At 59.5% G+C, this 16,464-nt stretch carries 15 protein-coding genes; 9 read left to right on the top strand and 6 right to left on the bottom strand.

What is annotated here, in order from left to right; genetic code table 11:
* Positions 1-211: 211 nt before the first annotated feature.
* Together BTE54_RS06585 and BTE54_RS06580 are read left to right on the top strand one after the other, a co-directional pair.
* Positions 212-991 (top strand): GH25 family lysozyme, encoded by a 780-nt coding sequence (locus tag BTE54_RS06585; protein ID WP_065655954.1) that lies wholly within the window; start codon positions 212-214, stop codon positions 989-991.
* A 122-nt stretch (positions 992-1,113) separates the two neighbouring features.
* Positions 1,114-2,340, top strand: coding sequence for a lytic murein transglycosylase (locus BTE54_RS06580; RefSeq protein WP_003522178.1), 1,227 nt, complete (start codon positions 1,114-1,116; stop codon positions 2,338-2,340).
* Between the two features lie 466 nt (positions 2,341-2,806).
* Here BTE54_RS06580 and metF read toward each other — a convergent pair whose 3' ends face one another.
* Positions 2,807-3,700, bottom strand: a complete 894-nt coding sequence (gene metF / locus BTE54_RS06575; RefSeq protein WP_198939091.1) for a methylenetetrahydrofolate reductase [NAD(P)H] — start codon at positions 3,698-3,700, stop codon at positions 2,807-2,809.
* A 1-nt stretch (position 3,701) separates the two neighbouring features.
* Positions 3,702-4,715: a metalloregulator ArsR/SmtB family transcription factor gene (locus BTE54_RS06570; protein WP_003522176.1), complete on the bottom strand. Its 1,014-nt coding sequence runs from the start codon at positions 4,713-4,715 to the stop codon at positions 3,702-3,704.
* Between the two features lie 190 nt (positions 4,716-4,905).
* On the opposite strand from BTE54_RS06570, the gene BTE54_RS06565 reads away from it, so the two are divergent.
* Both BTE54_RS06565 and BTE54_RS06560 read left to right on the top strand, forming a co-directional pair.
* Positions 4,906-5,550: an MT-A70 family methyltransferase gene (locus BTE54_RS06565; RefSeq protein ID WP_223215539.1), complete on the top strand. Its 645-nt coding sequence runs from the start codon at positions 4,906-4,908 to the stop codon at positions 5,548-5,550.
* Complete coding sequence (locus BTE54_RS06560) at positions 5,547-6,143, top strand: BglII/BstYI family type II restriction endonuclease (RefSeq protein WP_078051841.1); 597 nt, start codon at positions 5,547-5,549, stop codon at positions 6,141-6,143. Before BTE54_RS06565 ends, BTE54_RS06560 begins: the two co-directional genes overlap by 4 nt.
* 41 nt (positions 6,144-6,184) lie before the next feature.
* Here BTE54_RS06560 and ettA read toward each other — a convergent pair whose 3' ends face one another.
* Positions 6,185-7,834 (bottom strand): energy-dependent translational throttle protein EttA, encoded by a 1,650-nt coding sequence (ettA, locus tag BTE54_RS06555; RefSeq protein ID WP_078051840.1) that lies wholly within the window; start codon positions 7,832-7,834, stop codon positions 6,185-6,187.
* Positions 7,835-7,982: 148 nt separating this feature from the next.
* Here ettA and BTE54_RS06550 point away from each other — a divergent pair, with 148 nt between their 5' ends.
* The 4 genes from BTE54_RS06550 (at position 7,983) to BTE54_RS06535 (ending at position 12,913) form a co-directional block, all read left to right on the top strand.
* The gene (locus BTE54_RS06550; protein WP_245316566.1) at positions 7,983-8,963 is read left to right on the top strand and encodes an alpha/beta hydrolase; all 981 of its coding nucleotides are present in this window, start codon (positions 7,983-7,985) and stop codon (positions 8,961-8,963) included.
* A gap of 251 nt (positions 8,964-9,214) precedes the next feature.
* A complete protein-coding gene (locus BTE54_RS06545; protein WP_065655797.1) occupies positions 9,215-10,417 on the top strand; it encodes a CaiB/BaiF CoA-transferase family protein in 1,203 nt (400 codons plus the stop codon).
* Positions 10,414-12,081: a thiamine pyrophosphate-binding protein gene (locus BTE54_RS06540; protein ID WP_198939089.1), complete on the top strand. Its 1,668-nt coding sequence runs from the start codon at positions 10,414-10,416 to the stop codon at positions 12,079-12,081. The genes BTE54_RS06545 and BTE54_RS06540 overlap by 4 nt, the downstream gene beginning before the upstream one ends.
* Before the next feature lie 67 nt (positions 12,082-12,148).
* Entirely contained in the window at positions 12,149-12,913 is a 765-nt protein-coding gene (locus BTE54_RS06535; RefSeq protein WP_065655795.1) for a HugZ family protein, read from the top strand.
* A gap of 270 nt (positions 12,914-13,183) precedes the next feature.
* Here the strand turns inward: BTE54_RS06535 and BTE54_RS06530 are convergent, their stop codons facing one another.
* The 3 genes from BTE54_RS06530 to BTE54_RS06520 form a co-directional block, all read right to left on the bottom strand.
* Positions 13,184-13,525, bottom strand: coding sequence for a RidA family protein (locus BTE54_RS06530; RefSeq protein ID WP_078051839.1), 342 nt, complete (start codon positions 13,523-13,525; stop codon positions 13,184-13,186).
* Between the two features lie 48 nt (positions 13,526-13,573).
* Positions 13,574-13,912 carry a TIGR01244 family sulfur transferase gene (locus BTE54_RS06525; protein ID WP_003522797.1) on the bottom strand — a complete coding sequence of 113 codons (339 nt, stop codon included), beginning with the start codon at positions 13,910-13,912 and terminating at the stop codon, positions 13,574-13,576.
* 117 nt (positions 13,913-14,029) lie between these two features.
* Positions 14,030-14,863, bottom strand: coding sequence for an aldose 1-epimerase family protein (locus BTE54_RS06520; protein ID WP_078051838.1), 834 nt, complete (start codon positions 14,861-14,863; stop codon positions 14,030-14,032).
* Between the two features lie 156 nt (positions 14,864-15,019).
* On the opposite strand from BTE54_RS06520, the gene BTE54_RS06515 reads away from it, so the two are divergent.
* On the top strand, positions 15,020-16,408 hold the full coding sequence (locus BTE54_RS06515) for a L,D-transpeptidase family protein (protein ID WP_065655792.1): 1,389 nt from the start codon (positions 15,020-15,022) through the stop codon (positions 16,406-16,408).
* Positions 16,409-16,464 lie beyond the last annotated feature (56 nt).

Below are 16,464 nucleotides of genomic sequence, written 5' to 3'. Positions count from 1 at the left end.
CTGCGCGCCTGTGGCGTTGCCGTCAAGGTTCCGCCCGGCAAGGTTTCAGCAGTAAAAATCGCAAATCGCTTCAAATCCAGCGGCTTGCGAGATGCAAAAAAGCATCTTGCCCCTTGCCATAACCGCTTGTTTACCATGTTATGCGTAAATCGGGAGATACGGCGCGCCGTTTTGCGGCCGCGGGATGGGCAACACTTTCATCAGGGTTTCAATGCGGCTGCGTTTATCGGCACTATTGTCGGCTTTGCTGTTAATCGGCGGCTGCACCTCCACCAGCTATGACCTGCTGGAAACCGCATCCGTTTCCAGGCCGAAATTTTCCGATACCGATCCGCAGGATTTCGGCGCGAACAACCCGCACCGCCATGAGGTGCACGGCATCGACGTGTCCAAATGGAATGGTGATGTCGACTGGCCGACCGTGCGCAAATCAGGCGTGTCCTTCGTCTTCATCAAGGCGACGGAGGGATCGGACCGTATCGATCCGAAATTCGGCGACCATTGGCGCAGCGCGGCGGCGGCAGATGTTCTGCACGCGCCCTACCACTTCTATTATTTCTGTTCGACAGCAGACGCCCAGGCCGACTGGTTCATTCGCAACGTGCCGAAGGAGGCCGTCACCCTGCCCCCGGTTCTCGACGTTGAATGGAACCCGGCCTCGCCCACCTGCAAGACGCGCCCGGCGCCCGGCATCGTTCGTGCCGAGATGCAGCGTTTCCTCGACCGCATCGAAGCCCACTATGGCAAGCGTCCGATCATCTATACCTCGGTCGACTTCCACCGCGACAACCTCGTCGGCCAGTTCAAGGATTACCATTTCTGGGTCCGCTCCGTCGCCGCCCATCCGGCCAAGATTTACGAAGACCGCAAATGGGCCTTCTGGCAATATACTGCAACCGGCGTCGTGCCCGGCGTGAAGGGTCCGACCGACATCAATGTCTTTGCCGGAACGGAGAAAAACTGGCGGAAATGGATTGCTTCCGCCAAATAACACGGCCAAGAAGCAACACTTTTGAAAAATCGGCGTTGTTCTGCAACGTCAGATCATTCGGTCCGTTTTTTTGTCGCAAACATATGGGTAAAGCGGGCTAACAACCTATCGAGGAAATTCCCATGCCCACGTTCCGGTCGCGCAGCATCGTTTTTGCCGCCGCTTTGTCGCTTCTTTCCACCGGCTCCGCCCTCGCCACACCGCCAGTGGCCGCGCCTGACGATCCCAAGCAGGTTGCCTGCGGCGGCGATCTCGGTGCATTTCTCGAAGGCGTGAAAGCCGACGCACTTGCCAAGGGCATTCCGGCCGATGCGATCCAGAAGGCGCTTGCCGGCGCGCAGATCGACCCGAAGGTGCTCTCGCGTGACCGTGCACAGGGCGTCTTCCGTCAGACCTTCCTGGAATTCTCCCAGCGCACCGTCAGCCAGGCCCGTCTGGATATCGGCCGCAAGAAACTTCAGGAACTCTCCTCCACCTTCGCCCGCGCCGAAAACGAATTCGGTGTTCCGGCCGGCGTCATCGCCGCCTTCTGGGCCATGGAGACGGATTTCGGCGCCGTTCAGGGCGATTTCAACACCCGCAACGCGCTTGTGACCCTCTCGCATGATTGCCGCCGCCCGGAACTCTTCCGCCCGCAACTGCTGGCGCTGATCGAAATGGTCCAGCACGGCGATCTCGATCCCGCCGCCAATACCGGCGCATGGGCCGGTGAAATCGGCCAGGTGCAGATGCTGCCCAAGGACATCATCGCCTTCGGCGTCGACGGCGATGGCGACGGCCACATCAACGTCAAGAGCAGCGCCCCTGATGCGATCCTGACGGCTGCGAAGTTCATCCAGCATCTCGGCTTCAAGAAGGGCGAACCCTGGATTCAGGAAGTCTCGCTGCCGGAAAACCTGCCCTGGGAAAAATCCGGCCTCGGCGGTCCGCTGACCGCGGGTGACTGGTTCGCACTGGGCGTGACCCCGCGCGACGGCAACCGAAACTTCGCCACCCTGCCCGCTGCCCTCATCATGCCGCAGGGACGCAAGGGACCGACCTTCATCACCTATCCGAACTTCAACATCTATCTGGAGTGGAACCAGTCGTTCATCTACACGACCTCGGCCGCCTATTTCGCCACCCGCCTCATGGGCTCTCCCGTCTACAACAAGGGCAACCCGGAGCCCGGTTTCGACGATGCGACCATGAAAGAGCTTCAGACCAAGCTTGAAGCGCGCGGACACAATGTCGGCAAGGTGGATGGCATTCTCGGTTCCGGCACCCGCGTCGCCATCCAGAAGGAGCAGCAGCGTCTCGGACTGCCCGCCGATGGCTGGCCTTCGACCGCACTTCTGCAGGCGCTTTAAGCAATCTTAACGGCGCCTTCCGGCCCTTAATCTGTCGGACGGAATAAAGGCATAAAGCGTTAATCTCGACCTGATGACTGGGGATAACACCCCGGTCATTTACTTTTTTTAAACATATGAAGCACTGCGTGATAAGAAAATAATCTTTTATTTTCAAATAATTACAGAAATTTCTTTTTTATGCCGTCTGAAGACGTGCTGCACTGCATCACAAAAACCGCTTTTCAACTGCCACAAAACGGTCATATTATCGAACCTGTCAACAAGAGGAGGCACCCATGGGACTTACAAAATCTCTCAATGCCTTGGCAGTCGGTTTGGCGTTTTTGTTCGTAGCGATGATGCTTTTCATCTGACGAGACGTGAAGACCAAACGCAGATAAGAACCGTAGATGACACGAGTTTAAAAAGCGCAGGCCCTGAGGGACCTGCGCTTTTTTCATGTCGGTAATCTGCTGTGGTAAAATCAGGCGGCGCTGCGGCGCAGACGCTCCAGCCCGAGATTTTCAAGCACCGCGTCAACCAGCGGCGCGCGGTTCATGGTGTAGAGATGGAATTCATTGACGCCACGCCGCTGCAGATCGGCGATTTGCTCGGCGGCAACCTCCGCGGCCACGCGGGCACGACCTTCCACATCGTCGTCATAACCTTCGAAACGCTCATCCAGAAAACCGGGAATGCTGGTGCCGCAACGGCCGGCGAAACGCTTGAGCTGGGTGAGGTTCTGGATCGGCATGATGCCCGGAACCACCGGAATGGTGATGCCCGCAGCCGTCACCCGCTCCATATAGCGTTCGAACACGTCATTATCGAAGAAGAACTGCGTCAGCGCCCGCGTCGCGCCATTATCCGCCTTGCGCTTCAACATCTCGATATCGACCGCTTCGCTTGCGCTTTCCGGGTGCTTTTCCGGATAGGCCGACACGGAAATCTCGAAATCGGCAATTTCACGCAACCCCTTCACCAGAGCGGCGGCGTTCTCATACCCTTCCGGATGCGGCTTATAGGCCGTGCCGATGCCCGTGGAGGGATCGCCGCGCAGCGCCACGAAATGACGAACGCCGGCGTTGCGAAACTCTTCGATGACCTGATGCACGTCCTCACGGCTGGCATCCACGCAGGTCAGATGCGCAGCGGTCGCCAGATGGCTGTCGCTGATCATGCGGCGCACCGCATCCAGCGTCGGCGCCTTGGTGGAACCGCCGGCGCCATAGGTGACGGACACGAAATCCGGGTTCCATTTCTTCAGCTCGGCAACCGTTTCCCAGAGCTGGGTTTCCATCTCGGGATTCTTGGGCGGGAAAAACTCGAAAGATAACCGGATATCGCCATCACGGCGCGCGGTTTCCGACCTCAACATATCATGCCCTCCCGGCAGCAAGTAAAACGGCCTCTTGCACCACATCGTCTGCCATCAGCAGCCGCTGGTCACGGGCAACCCAAATCGTAACATCCAGAGCTTCGTCGGACGCTTTTTCAGAATGAAGATCGACGGCACGCTCCAGAGAAAGCCCGGCCTTCTTCAGCCATTCTTCCATCAGCGGATGCGAGAAACCGAGCCGCACATGCGCATGCTCGTCGCGCAGATATTCGAAGGAATGCGGCGCAAGATCGATAACGATCAGCCGCCCGCCGGGGCGCAGCATGCGCGCGGCCTCGGAAAGCGCAATCTCCGGCTGGTCGAGAAAATGCAGGACCTGATGGATGACGATCAGATCGAAATCCTGGCCTTCCAGCGGCAGGTTGAGAATATCGCCATGGCGCACGGATGCATTGACCACGCCCGCCTTGTCGAGATTGGCACGCGCCACCGAGAGCATGTCACGGCTGGCATCCACACCGATTGCGCGGCGATAGATACCGCTCAGCAGCTGCAGAATGCGACCGGTGCCCGTACCGAGGTCGAGCAGCGAATCGACCGGCGTGGTGCCCACCAGCTTCAGGAGCGCGCCTTCCACCGCCTCGTCGCTGACATGCAGGCGGCGCAGCTCGTCCCAGGCGGAGGCGTTACGGCTGAAATAATCCTGCGCCCGCTCCGCCCGCACCCGCTTGACGGTGGCAAGCCGTTCGCTGTCGCGCTGAAGAACGGCGTCGGAGGGCGATGCGGCGCCAAGCAGCTGCCGGACGACGCCCGCAGGCTCACCATCCTGCCGCAAACGGAAATAGGCCCAGGCGCCTTCCTGATAACGCTCGATCAGTCCCTCTTCCGTCAAAAGCTTGAGATGACGGGAAATGCGCGGCTGCGACTGGCCGAGAATTTCGGTAAGATCGGTAACCGTCAGATCGCCGGCCGAAAGAAGCGCCAGCAAGCGAAAGCGCGTGGGCTCACCCGCCGCCTTCAGAAGATCCACCAATTTGTCCAGACCGAACGCCACTCTGCCGCGCCTCGCAAGCTAATCAAGATATAAAGATATCTTTATGTCTTCTGCGCGAATATTGCAACATTAATATCGAACTTTGTGGGTGAAGTTTTTCCGTACGAGACATGAGAAAGAGAATCGTGAACAATTGACATTGGAACAATTTGTTCTACTTTTGTTCTGAACTTCATAAAGGAATAAGTCTTTGAATGCTGAGCCGATAGATCCATCAATGGACCTGATGAGCAAGCTTGGAGGGAAGAAATTCCACACGATTCTTGCCGACCCGCCTTGGCGTTTCACTAATCGGACCGGAAAAGTCGCGCCGGAGCATCACCGTCTTTCTCGCTATGAGACGATGACGACCGCTGACATTTGCGCACTACCGGTAGCCTCTCTCGCAGCTGAACCTGCGCATCTTTATATGTGGGTGCCTAACGCCCTGCTCCCGGATGGTCTGAAAGTTCTGGCATCTTGGGGCTTTGAATATAAATCCAATATCGTTTGGCATAAAATACGCAAGGACGGTGGATCAGACGGTCGAGGCGTCGGTTTCTATTTCCGCAATGTTACAGAACTGCTTTTGTTCGGTGTCAGGGGTAAAAATGCCCGCACGCTTGGGCCTGGCCGCAGTCAGGTAAATTATCTCGCTACACGTAAACGCGAACATTCCCGTAAGCCCGATGAGCAATATGACCTCATTGAGGATTGCTCCCGTGGTCCCTATCTCGAGCTGTTTGCACGCGGAACCCGTCCGGGTTGGACCTACTGGGGCAATCAGGCCGATGAAAGTTACAAGCCGACGTGGAGCACCTACGCTTACAATTCGTCTGTGGAAGCTGCTGAATGAGCGCTGGATTACCTAAAATCGATCTGCTTCCAGGATGGGATTGTTATGATTGGCGAAATGCCAAAACAATCTTGCAATATGGTCACCCTCAAGAGTGGGCCGACATTGTCGATGTACTTGGCCATTTTTCGTTGGACAAGGAGGCTTTAGCCGCAAAAGGCGGAAGGAAAAGCCCGATATCTTCAGCCATTGATGGGCAGTTTTATTACAGAGATTGGAAAGAAACAAAGTTTGAGACGGCAGTCCTCGTGGATGGCCAACAGAGTGACTCGCCGACACACAAGGTTGATTGTTTCAAAGGAAAAATCGCCCTTGAAGTGGAGTGGAACAATAAGGACCCCTTTTACGATAGAGACTTAAACAACTTTCGACTTCTCTATGATCTTCGTGTCGCGGACGTCGGCGTTATTGTGACAAGATCGACTGCGTTGGTTAAGTGGATGGCAGCAGGCTACCTCGACTTGGGACGAGAAACTGCGGGCACAGGTTCTTCTACAACACATTTTGAAAAATTGGAGCCCCGAATACTGGGCGGAGGAGCAGGCGGGTGCCCCGTTCTGGTCTTCGCGATGACGCCCGCCCTAATAGTTTAATACGTCAATTGAGCGCTGCTCACGCGACGCTCAATGTTTACTTAGCGCGTCAGGCGCTTGTAGCTCACGCGGCCGGGCTTGATGCTTTCTGGGCCGAGGCGGCGGACCTTGTCCTTTTCGTAGTCTTCGAAGTTGCCTTCGAACCATTCCACATGGCTGTCACCCTCGAAAGCGAGGATGTGCGTGGCCAGACGGTCGAGGAACATGCGGTCGTGGCTGATGATAACGGCGCAACCGGCAAAGGCTTCCAGCGCTTCTTCAAGTGCTGCCAGCGTTTCCGTATCAAGGTCGTTGGTCGGTTCGTCGAGCAGCAGAACGTTGCCGCCGGCCTTCAGCATCTTGGCGAGGTGCACGCGGTTACGCTGACCGCCCGAGAGATTGCCGACCTTCTGCTGCTGATCGCCGCCCTTGAAGTTGAAGGCGCCGCAATAGGCGCGCGAGTTCACTTCGAACTTGCCGAGCTTGATGATGTCGTTGCCGCCGGAGATTTCTTCCCACACGGTCTTGTCACCCGCCAGCGCGTCACGGCTCTGGTCGACGTAACCGAGCTGAACGGTATCACCAACGGTCACGGAGCCACTATCAGGCTTTTCCTGGCCGGTAATCATCTTGAACAGCGTCGTCTTACCGGCGCCGTTCGGGCCGATGACGCCTACAATACCGCCGGGGGGCAGCTTGAAGGACAGGTTTTCGATCAGCACGCGGTCGCCATAGGACTTCGTCAGGTTGTCGGCTTCGATGACGACGCGACCGAGACGCTCGGCAACCGGAATGACGATCTGCGCATCGCCGGGACGGCGGTTTTCCGCTGCTTCCACCAGCTCGTCATAGGCCTTGATACGTGCCTTGGACTTCGTCTGGCGGGCCTTGGGGCTGGAGGCGATCCATTCCTGTTCGCGGCTGATGGCCTTCTGGCGCGAGGCGTCTTCGCGGGCTTCCTGCTGCATGCGCTTGGCTTTCGCCTGCAGGTAAGCGGAGTAATTGCCTTCGTAAGGAATGCCGCGACCCCGGTCGAGCTCGAGAATCCAGCCCGTGACGTTGTCGAGGAAGTAGCGGTCGTGGGTGATCATCATCACGGCGCCGGGATAATCGCGCAGGTGCTTTTCAAGCCACGCAATGGTTTCCGCATCGAGGTGGTTGGTCGGTTCGTCGAGCAGCAGCAGATCCGGCTGCGACAGCAGCAGACGGCAGAGCGCCACACGACGGCGTTCACCACCGGAAAGACCGGTTACAGCCGAGTCGCCGGGCGGGCAACGCAGCGCGTCCATGGCCATCTCGACCTGGTTTTCCAGGTCCCAGAGATTCTGGCTGTCGATGATGTCCTGAAGCTTTGCGCCCTCATCCGCCGTTTCGTCGGAATAGTTCATCATCAATTCGTTGTAGCGGTCGACGATCGCCGTCTTGCTCGCCACGCCTTCCATGACGTTTTCCATGACGGTCTTGTTTTCGTCGAGCTTCGGCTCCTGCTCGAGGTAACCGAGCGTAGCACCTTCGGCGAGCCAGGCTTCACCGGTATATTCCTTGTCTAGGCCGGCCATGATTTTCAGAACAGTCGACTTACCGGCGCCGTTCGGGCCGAGGATACCGATCTTGGCGTCGGGGTAGAAGGAGAGGTGCACATTCTCCAGAACCTTCTTCGCACCGTAGGCCTTGTTCAGCCCGGCCATGTGATAGATGAATTGACGTGCCATTGTAGCGAATGCTCCACATCGGATTTTTAAGAGTACGTATCGGGAAATTTGCCGCTATGTAGGGTAAATAGGGCCTTGGGGCAACCTCTGGCACGATTATGACCCCATGATTATGACAAGGGATGTTATGGCAGGGACAGGCGCGATCATGAATGAAACGACCGACGACTTGGCCTTCAGCCGTATTCAGAGGCTGGAAGCCCCCTCCGGCGCATCTATCGCCTTTCGCCACCAGCCCTCCGCTCTTGCCCCGGCGCGCGGCGTGCTGATGATCTGCCATGGGCTGGTTGACCACGCGGGCCGTTATCGCCGGCTCGCGGATGTGATGTCGAAGCAGGGTTTCGAAGTCTACGCCCACGACCATCGCGGCCATGGCCGCACGAGAGCGGCGGACGCGCCTCTCGGCCGTTTTGCCTGGAAGGACGGCGCGAAAAAGGTCGTTGCCGATGTCATGGCGATGCGCCGGATGGCCGTCGAAAGACATCCCGGCCTGCCGGTAATCCTGTTCGGCAATTCCATGGGCGGCCTCGTGGCGCTGAACACCGCCGTCAGCCATCCGGATGCCTTCGATGGCCTCTCGATCTGGAATTCCAATCTCAATCCCGGCCTCATGGGCCGTCTCGCGCAGCTCGTGTTGCGGCTCGAAAAGATGCTGAAGGGCTCGGATGTGCCGAGCGCCATTCTGCCGAAGGCGACCTTCCGCGTGTGGAATGCGAAAATGCCGGAAAGGCGCACCCATGCCGACTGGCTGAGCCACGACAGGGCGGCTGTGGACGCGTATGTGGAGGACCCGCTCTGCCAGTTCGAGGCGAGCGTTTCCCTGTGGCAGGATGTCTTCGAACTCTCCTATCACGCACCGAAACTCATCGAGCGCCTGCCAAAAACCTTACCGCTTCTGCTTGTCAGCGGCGATCAGGACAAAGCCACCAATGACGGCAAGGAAATCGTCTGGCTGGCGGAGCGTTTCCGCGAGGCAGGTTTCAGCCATGTTGAGCACACGATCTACAAGGGCATGCGGCACGAGACTTTGAACGAAATCGGCTGGCAGCCCGTCGCGGCGGATTTTGCCGCCTGGTGCGGCCGCGTCGTGGATGACAGTAAAACGCCCTCCCCGTCATTCCGGCCTTGAGCCGGAATCCAGCCGACGCGCGTCTGCGCGGCGAGAAGAGTCTTTTCAGCCCAATGACTTGGGCTGGCTGGATTCCGGCTCAAGGCCGGAATGACGGAATTAGGAGACTCTCAAAACACCGAATGTCGAAGCTGCCGTGTCAGCCCCAGTTTAGTGCCGTTCCAAAACGGAATAAGTCCATGAGATAAAATCACATGCGACGAGGCAAGCAGCGGTCTATAAACCGGAAGACACAAAATACCGGGGGACCGATGACCGACATGCCAAACAGGAAACCGCCGCTATCGGGCATCCGCGTCATCGAACTGGCGCGTGTTCTGGCCGGTCCCTGGGCAGGGCAGATGCTGGCCGATATGGGCGCTGATGTCATCAAGGTGGAAAACCCCGAGGGCGGCGACGATACCCGCGCATGGGGACCGCCTTTCGTCGAAAGCGACGATGGAGAAAACCTCTCCGCCGCCTATTACCACGCCACCAATCGCGGCAAACGCTCCATCGTCGCCGATCTGAAAACGCCCGAGGGCTGCGAGCTGGTGCGCCGGCTGGTGCGCACCGCCGATGTCGTCATCGAGAATTTCAAGCGCGGCGGGCTTGCCAAATATGGCCTCGACTACGAGAGCCTGAAGGCGCTCAATCCGAAGCTGATCTATTGCTCCATCACCGGCTTCGGCCAGACCGGGCCTTATGCCGATCTCGCCGGATATGACTATATCGTGCAGGGCATGTCCGGCTTCATGTCGATAACAGGTGAAGCGGATGGCCAGCCGATGAAGGCGGGTGTGGCGGTTGCCGATATCTTCACCGGCATCTATTCCGTCTCAGCCATTCAGGCGGCCCTGATCCACGCCATCCGCACCGGCGAAGGCCAGCATATCGACATGGCGCTTCTCGATGTGCAATCGGCTGTGCTCGCCAACCAGAACATGAATTACCTGATTTCCGGCAAGCCGCCCGTCCGGCTCGGCAACGCCCATCCGAATATTTCCCCCTATGAGGTGGTGCCGACGGCTGACGGTTTCCTGATCCTCGCGGTCGGTAATGACGGCCAGTTCCGCCGCCTCTGCACCATTCTCGGCATCGGTGCGATTGCCGATGACGAACGTTACGCGACGAACAAGGCCCGCGTGGCCCATAAAGCGGAAGTCCGGCAGATCGTTTCCACCGAAACGCTGAAATGGCAGAAGCGCGATCTTCTGACCGCCTGCGAAAAGAACGCCGTCCCCGCCGGACCGATCAATTCCATCGAGGAAATGTTCGCCGACCCGCAGGTGAAAGCCCGTGGCCTTCGCGTCGATCTGGAGGCGGAGGACGGCACCGTCATTCCCGGGGTCCGAACACCCATTATCATGTCGCAAACGCCGCTGCGCTATGAACGCCCGAGCCCGAAGCTCGGCGAACATCAGGCGCAGGTGCTGGCCGAACTGGAAAACATCGAAAGGACCACGACGCCATGACTGCAGCCGGAATGAAAAGAACAGGCGGGCAATTGATCGTCGAAGCGCTGAAGGCCAATGGCGTCTCCCGCGTTTCCTGCGTTCCGGGCGAAAGCTATCTCGCCGTACTGGATGCGCTTTATGAAAGCGGCATCGAAACCGTGGTCTGCCGCCAGGAAGGCGGCGCCGCCATGATGGCCGACACATGGGGCCGGCTGACGGGTGAACCCGGCATCTGCATGGTGACCCGCGGACCGGGCGCCACCAACGCCTCGGCCGGGCTGCACATCGCAAGGCAGGATTCCATTCCGATGATCCTCTTCATCGGTCAGGTTCAGCGCGAAGCGCGTGAGCGCGAGGCCTTTCAGGAAGTGGAATATCGCCGCGCCTTCACCGAATTCGCCAAATGGGTGGGTGAGATCGACGATGCGCGCCGCATCCCCGAATTCGTCACCCGCGCCTTTGCCGTCGCCACCTCCGGCCGCCCCGGCCCTGTGGTGCTGACGCTGCCCGAAGACATGCTGGTGGAAGAGGTCGAAGCGCCCGAAGCAAAGCCCTATACTCCGGTCGAAGCGCATCCCGGCTCGTCACAGATGGCCGCCTTCGCAAAAATGCTTGGCGAGGCGAAGCGCCCGGTCTTCATCATCGGCGGCACCCGCTGGTCCGAGGAAAGCGTCGCAGGCTTCAAGGCATTTGCGGAAAACAACAAGCTGCCCGTTGGCTGTTCCTTCCGCCGCCAGATGCTGTTCGATCATCTGAGCCCCTCCTATGCGGGCGATGTCGGCATCGGCATCAACCCGGCGCTGGCCAAGGAGATCAAGGAGGCCGATCTCGTGGTGCTGCTCGGCGGCCGCCTCTCCGAAATGCCGTCTTCCGGCTATACGCTGCTCGACATCCCCTACCCGTCGCAGAAACTCGTCCATATTTATCCGGAAGCCGAAGAGCTTGGCCGCGTTTACCGTCCCGATCTGGCGATCTGCGCCGCACCGGACGATTTTATAGCCGCCCTCTCCTCCATCACACTTTCCGGCAGTGCGGCATGGGCGGATCGCACCGCCGCCATGCATGCGGCCTATCTCAGCTGGTCGACCCCGCCGAAGACCGGCCCCGGCGCTGTGCAGATGGGTCCGATCATGGACTGGATCGAGGGCAATGTGCCCGAGGACGCGATCTTCACCAATGGCGCCGGCAACTATGCCACCTGGGTCCATCGCTTCCACCGTTTCCGTCGCTACAATACGCAATCGGCCCCGACATCAGGTTCGATGGGTTACGGCCTGCCGGCGGCGGTCGCGGCCAAGCATCTGTTCCCCGAGCGCGAGGTGATCTGCTTTGCCGGCGACGGCTGTTTCATGATGCATGGGCAGGAATTCATCACCGCCGTGCGTTACGGTCTGCCGATCATCACCGTACTGGTCAATAACGGCACCTACGGCACGATCCGCATGCATCAGGAGCGGGAATATCCCGGCCGCGTCAGCGGCACCGATCTTGTCAATCCGGATTTCAACGCCTTTGCCAAAGCCTATGGCGGCCACGGCGAAACGGTGGAAAGAACGCAAGACTTCGCCGCCGCTTTCGAACGGGCGCGGGCAAGCGGCAAGCCGGCCATTATCGAGGTAAAGCTGGATGCCGAAGCGATCACGCCGACGCGTACCCTGACGCAGATCAGGACCGGAAGCTGATATGACGCATGGACACGGCTCCGGCATGGTGTAAATCCTGACTGAAACTCACAGCTTAGGAAACGACATGCCGGATGCAGCCTCTCCCGTCATCACCCCGCGCGGCGCAAAGATCGAGTCCTCGGCCGGTGCGCCTTTCGAGGCCGTGCGCGTGGCCCGGGACGTCTTGCACACTTCCCGCGCGGCAGCGCTTGCGACCCTCGATCCGGTCAGCGGTTATCCCTATACGACCGCCACCAATATCGGCATCGAGCCGGACGGCACGCCGTTTTTCTTCGCGGCGGGGCTGACGCTGCACGCCCGCAACATGGAGGCGGACGCGCGCATCTCGCTGACGCTCGCCCCCTTCGGCAAGGGAGATGCGCTGACGCTGCCGCGGCTGACAATGGTGGGCAAGGCGGAACAAATCGGCCCGGATGAAGCGCCGCTCGCCATCGCGCGCTACATTGCCCGCTACCCCAAAGCGAAACTTTATCTCTCCCTTCCCGACACGCGGCTTTACCGGTTGCGGACGGAAGGTGTGCAGATCAATGGCGGCCCGGCCCGCAATGCCAGCAACATCACCCCGGCCGATCTGCGCACCAATCTCTCAGGCGCAGACGAACTGATGGCGGCGGCGGAAAGCGAAGCGACCCGCCTCAACGCCATCAAGGGCGAAGCGTCCCGGCTCGCCGTTCTGGCCGGCGCAAAAACTGGCCGCTGGACGATCACCTCCATCGACCCGGATGGCATCGATCTCGCCTCGGCGAGCGATCTGGCCAGGCTGTGGTTTGCGGAGCGGGTGACGACGTTGAAGCAGTTTGAGAAGGCGCTTGCTTCGCCGGTGAGGTGACGGACGCAAGCGATTCAAAAAACATGAAAATTACTTCTACTTGGGATTTTGTGGCCATGTCGCCACGCCGCGCCGTCACCCCGGACTAGATCCGGGGTCCAGCGCGATCAAGTCCTTGATCGCGAAAGACTCTCTTCACGGCGCAGACACGCCGTGGCTGGATGCCGGGTCAAGCCCGGCATGACGGGGAGAGTTTTTGACCCCATCCCATCAAAAAAGGCCGGGCCGCTTTCCGCGACCCGGCCTTTTCTTAAAAACTCAGACGGATGCTCAGAGAGCAGCGGTCACGATGAACTCAACCTTGTAGTCCGGCGTCGCCAATGGTGCGCCGCTGGTGGCGCGGGCCGGCGGGTTTGCCGGGTCGATCCAGCCTTCCCAGACGGCGTTCATTTCGCCGAAGGTGGACAGGTCGGAGAGATAGATGATGGTCTGCAGGATCTTCGACTTGTCCGAACCGGCAGCGGCCAGCAGGCGGTCGACTTCAGCGAGAGCAGACTTGCTCTGTTCCGTAACGCTCGTGCCTTCGCCAACCTGGCCGGCCAGATAAACGGTGTTGCCGTGAACGACGGCGCCGCTCATGCGCTTGCCCGGCTCGATACGCTTGATGGTCATGGAAAACTCCTGTTGATTGGCATTTAAAATCGAATGATGCGCGGAAAATCAGCCGCGCAGGTGATGGGTCTTTTCGTAAATCGCCGTCGAGCGCGCGCCGGAACGGCAATAGCCGAGCATCGGGCGCTGCAATTCGTCCAGCGCATCCACCATGCCGGCAACGGCATCGGCATCGACGCCGTAACGGCCAACCGGCACATGCATGATGGTGAGGCCAAGCTGCTCGGCACGCTCGGCAATATCGGCGAAAAGCGGCTGGCCGTCTTCTTCGCCGTCAGGGCGGTGGCAGACGATCGACTTGAAGCCGAGCGCCTTGATCTCGTCGAGATCGGCGACGCTGATCTGTCCCGTTACCGAATATTCGTCGTCTATGCGCCTGATATCCATGTCATGCCTCCGCTGAAACCGGCGTCCGCGCCGCTGGCTGTCACCCTTGAAATCCGCATCCGATGTAAGCGGTCAAACCCCCTGCGTCAATGACAGGGCATCTTCATTCGGTACGGCTCAGAGGATGGAAAAGCGCAGGCCAAAGGAACGGCTTTCGCCCGGCTGGAGAATATTGAACTCGCCGGCCGCCTCAAGCTCGCTCCGTCCCACCCAGCGATGCGATACCGGCTCGATGCCGAGCACATTGGCCGGCGCCTGCTGGTTGCGCCACATCTGCAGATAGGGCAGCGTTTGCGTGCGAAAACGCACCGTCAGCGTTTTCCCGCCGATGGCCGCAATGGGTCCGAGCGCGAGCGACGCCCACTCGTCATCACCGGCGGGAACGCAGAAAACATTGCCCGGCTCTTCGCCGAAACGCCAGCCGTGGCCGCCACCATCCAGCATCGCGCCCTCAAGCCGCACGGCATCGTCGAAGAGGCGCGCGCCGACATTCATATGATACATCAGGAACACCGGGATGGGCCGCTCGGACGTGTTGACGATCCGGTCATCGAGGCTGACCTCGCCGCTCTCCCCGTCGATACGCCATGTCCGTTCCAGAAGGGCCGTGCCGCCATCGGCAAGCTTCACGGGAACCTCGACGCGCGCCAATGCATTGGACTCTTGAACATCGAACGCAATGACCGTCGCGGGATGCGAGGAAAAGGACCCATGCAGCGGATATCGACGTCCCTCACCGTCGCCATCGATCGGCTCGGGATGGCGGATATGGTCGGGGCCGCAGGTGAACAGAAAGCCTTCCAGAGAGTGGTCGATGCGCGCATCGCCATCGTCAGGAATGGCGCGGCCGGGCGCGATGTCGATGCCGTCGACGACGCAGGAGCCGATATCGAAAACGGAGGTTTCATCGAGGAAAATGCGTGGCGATCTGCCAGCCTGAAACGAACGCAAGATAAACCTCCCTGTGACCTTGAAAACGCATGCTTCACGGAAACGCTACTAACCGTGACGGAAATTAAGATTGCATTAACCGCGAATTCACCTTTTTCACAATAGGGTCAAGATTGCGGTGTGTTTATCGGTGAACAAGTAAGGGATAGCAGAATCGTGAAACAGTTTCTTAACGCAGCTCTGGGTCTGACAGTCGCGCTGGCGGCAGCTATCGCCCCGCTACAGGCTGGCGCGCAGCAGCGTTATGGCGATCAGCAGACGATGCTGGTGACCCCTGATGGTCGTGTGCTCGACTTCATGCCGGAGCGCGGCGATATCGTCATCAGCCGCGATTCCATGGGACGCACGGTGTTTTACGACCAGTACGGCAATCTCCTCGCCACCGAAATGCCCTCCGGCTACCAGGAGCGGCAACAGGCACGCCAGCGCGACACCACCTATTACCCGCCCGCCCCCGGCGGCCAGTATCGTGAGCCGCAACGCGACTACGGCTATCAGGACAATGGCAGCGTGCGCGATTACCGCGAATATCGCGGCGACGGTTCCGACGAGAATTTCTATACCGGCTCCGTTCCCGCACCCGGTGCGGTGGAAAGCGGGCCGCTCGGCCAGCCGATGCCGGGCGAAAGCACCACGGCCGCCGTTCCGCAGCCGGACCACCTGATCGAGCGCCATACGCCGGTAACAACGCCGGTCAATCGCTCGCGCCAGGAAATCGTCGCGCTCCAGACATTCCTCGACCGTGAAGGCATCTCGCCCGGCGTTATCGACGGCAAGATGGGCGACAACGTCAACAAGGCGATTGCCGCCTGGCAGGATATGACCGGCGAGAAGCTCGACCCCAACAATTCCGATGACATTCTGGAGCGTCTGCGCGCATCCGGCGGCATGCCGATCGTCGACTACACCATTACCGCCGCCGACGCCGCCGGCCCCTATGTCGCCTCCATCCCGGACGACTATGCCGAGAAATCGCAGCTGCCTGCCCTCTCCTTCACCTCGACTTCGGAAGCGCTCGCCGAACGCTTCCACATGGATGAGAACTATCTGAAGGAACTGAACCCCGGCATCGATTTTTCCGTTCCCGGCACCATCATCAAGGTCGTCAATCCGGGCGAGACGAAAAAGGGACAGGTTGCCCGCATCGTCGCGCATAAGGGCATCAAGCAGGTCTTCGCCTATGGTCAGGACGGCAATCTGATCGCCGCCTATCCGGCCACCATCGGTTCAACGGATACGCCCTCGCCAAGCGGCACGCACACGGTGGAGCGCATCGCGCTCAATCCCGGCTACACCTATAATCCGAAGATCAACTTCAAGCAGGGCCAGAACGACAAAATCCTGCAGATTCCGCCGGGTCCGAACGGCCCGGTCGGCACGGTCTGGATTGCGCTGTCGAAGCCGACCTACGGCATTCACGGCACGCCGGAACCCTCGAAGATCGGCAAGACCAACAGCCACGGCTGTATCCGCCTGACCAACTGGGATGCGACCGAACTGGCGAAAATGGTCCGCCCCGGCGTGGTGGTCGAATTCGCGGAATAGGATCGACCGAAAGAAAAAGAAAAAGCCCGGCGGTTTGGTCCGCCGGGCTTTTTTCA

Source organism: Agrobacterium sp. YIC 4121 (genome assembly GCF_002008205.1).
Taxonomy (GTDB): Bacteria; Pseudomonadota; Alphaproteobacteria; order Rhizobiales; family Rhizobiaceae; genus Agrobacterium; species Agrobacterium leguminum.
Note: the sequence above shows the minus strand (reverse complement) of the source record. Positions and strands in the feature narration are given on the sequence as shown.

Coding starts and splice junctions, on each gene's coding strand:
- BTE54_RS06550 (WP_245316566.1), top strand. CDS start 7,983: ATGAATGAAACGACCGACGACTTGGCCTTCAGCCGTATTCAGAGGCTG.
- BTE54_RS06540 (WP_198939089.1), top strand. CDS start 10,414: ATGACTGCAGCCGGAATGAAAAGAACAGGCGGGCAATTGATCGTCGAA.
- BTE54_RS06585 (WP_065655954.1), top strand. CDS start 212: ATGCGGCTGCGTTTATCGGCACTATTGTCGGCTTTGCTGTTAATCGGC.
- BTE54_RS06535 (WP_065655795.1), top strand. CDS start 12,149: ATGCCGGATGCAGCCTCTCCCGTCATCACCCCGCGCGGCGCAAAGATC.
- BTE54_RS06580 (WP_003522178.1), top strand. CDS start 1,114: ATGCCCACGTTCCGGTCGCGCAGCATCGTTTTTGCCGCCGCTTTGTCG.
- metF (WP_198939091.1), bottom strand. CDS start 3,700: ATGTTGAGGTCGGAAACCGCGCGCCGTGATGGCGATATCCGGTTATCT.
- ettA (WP_078051840.1), bottom strand. CDS start 7,834: ATGGCACGTCAATTCATCTATCACATGGCCGGGCTGAACAAGGCCTAC.
- BTE54_RS06525 (WP_003522797.1), bottom strand. CDS start 13,912: ATGGATATCAGGCGCATAGACGACGAATATTCGGTAACGGGACAGATC.
- BTE54_RS06530 (WP_078051839.1), bottom strand. CDS start 13,525: ATGACCATCAAGCGTATCGAGCCGGGCAAGCGCATGAGCGGCGCCGTC.
- BTE54_RS06545 (WP_065655797.1), top strand. CDS start 9,215: ATGACCGACATGCCAAACAGGAAACCGCCGCTATCGGGCATCCGCGTC.
- BTE54_RS06560 (WP_078051841.1), top strand. CDS start 5,547: ATGAGCGCTGGATTACCTAAAATCGATCTGCTTCCAGGATGGGATTGT.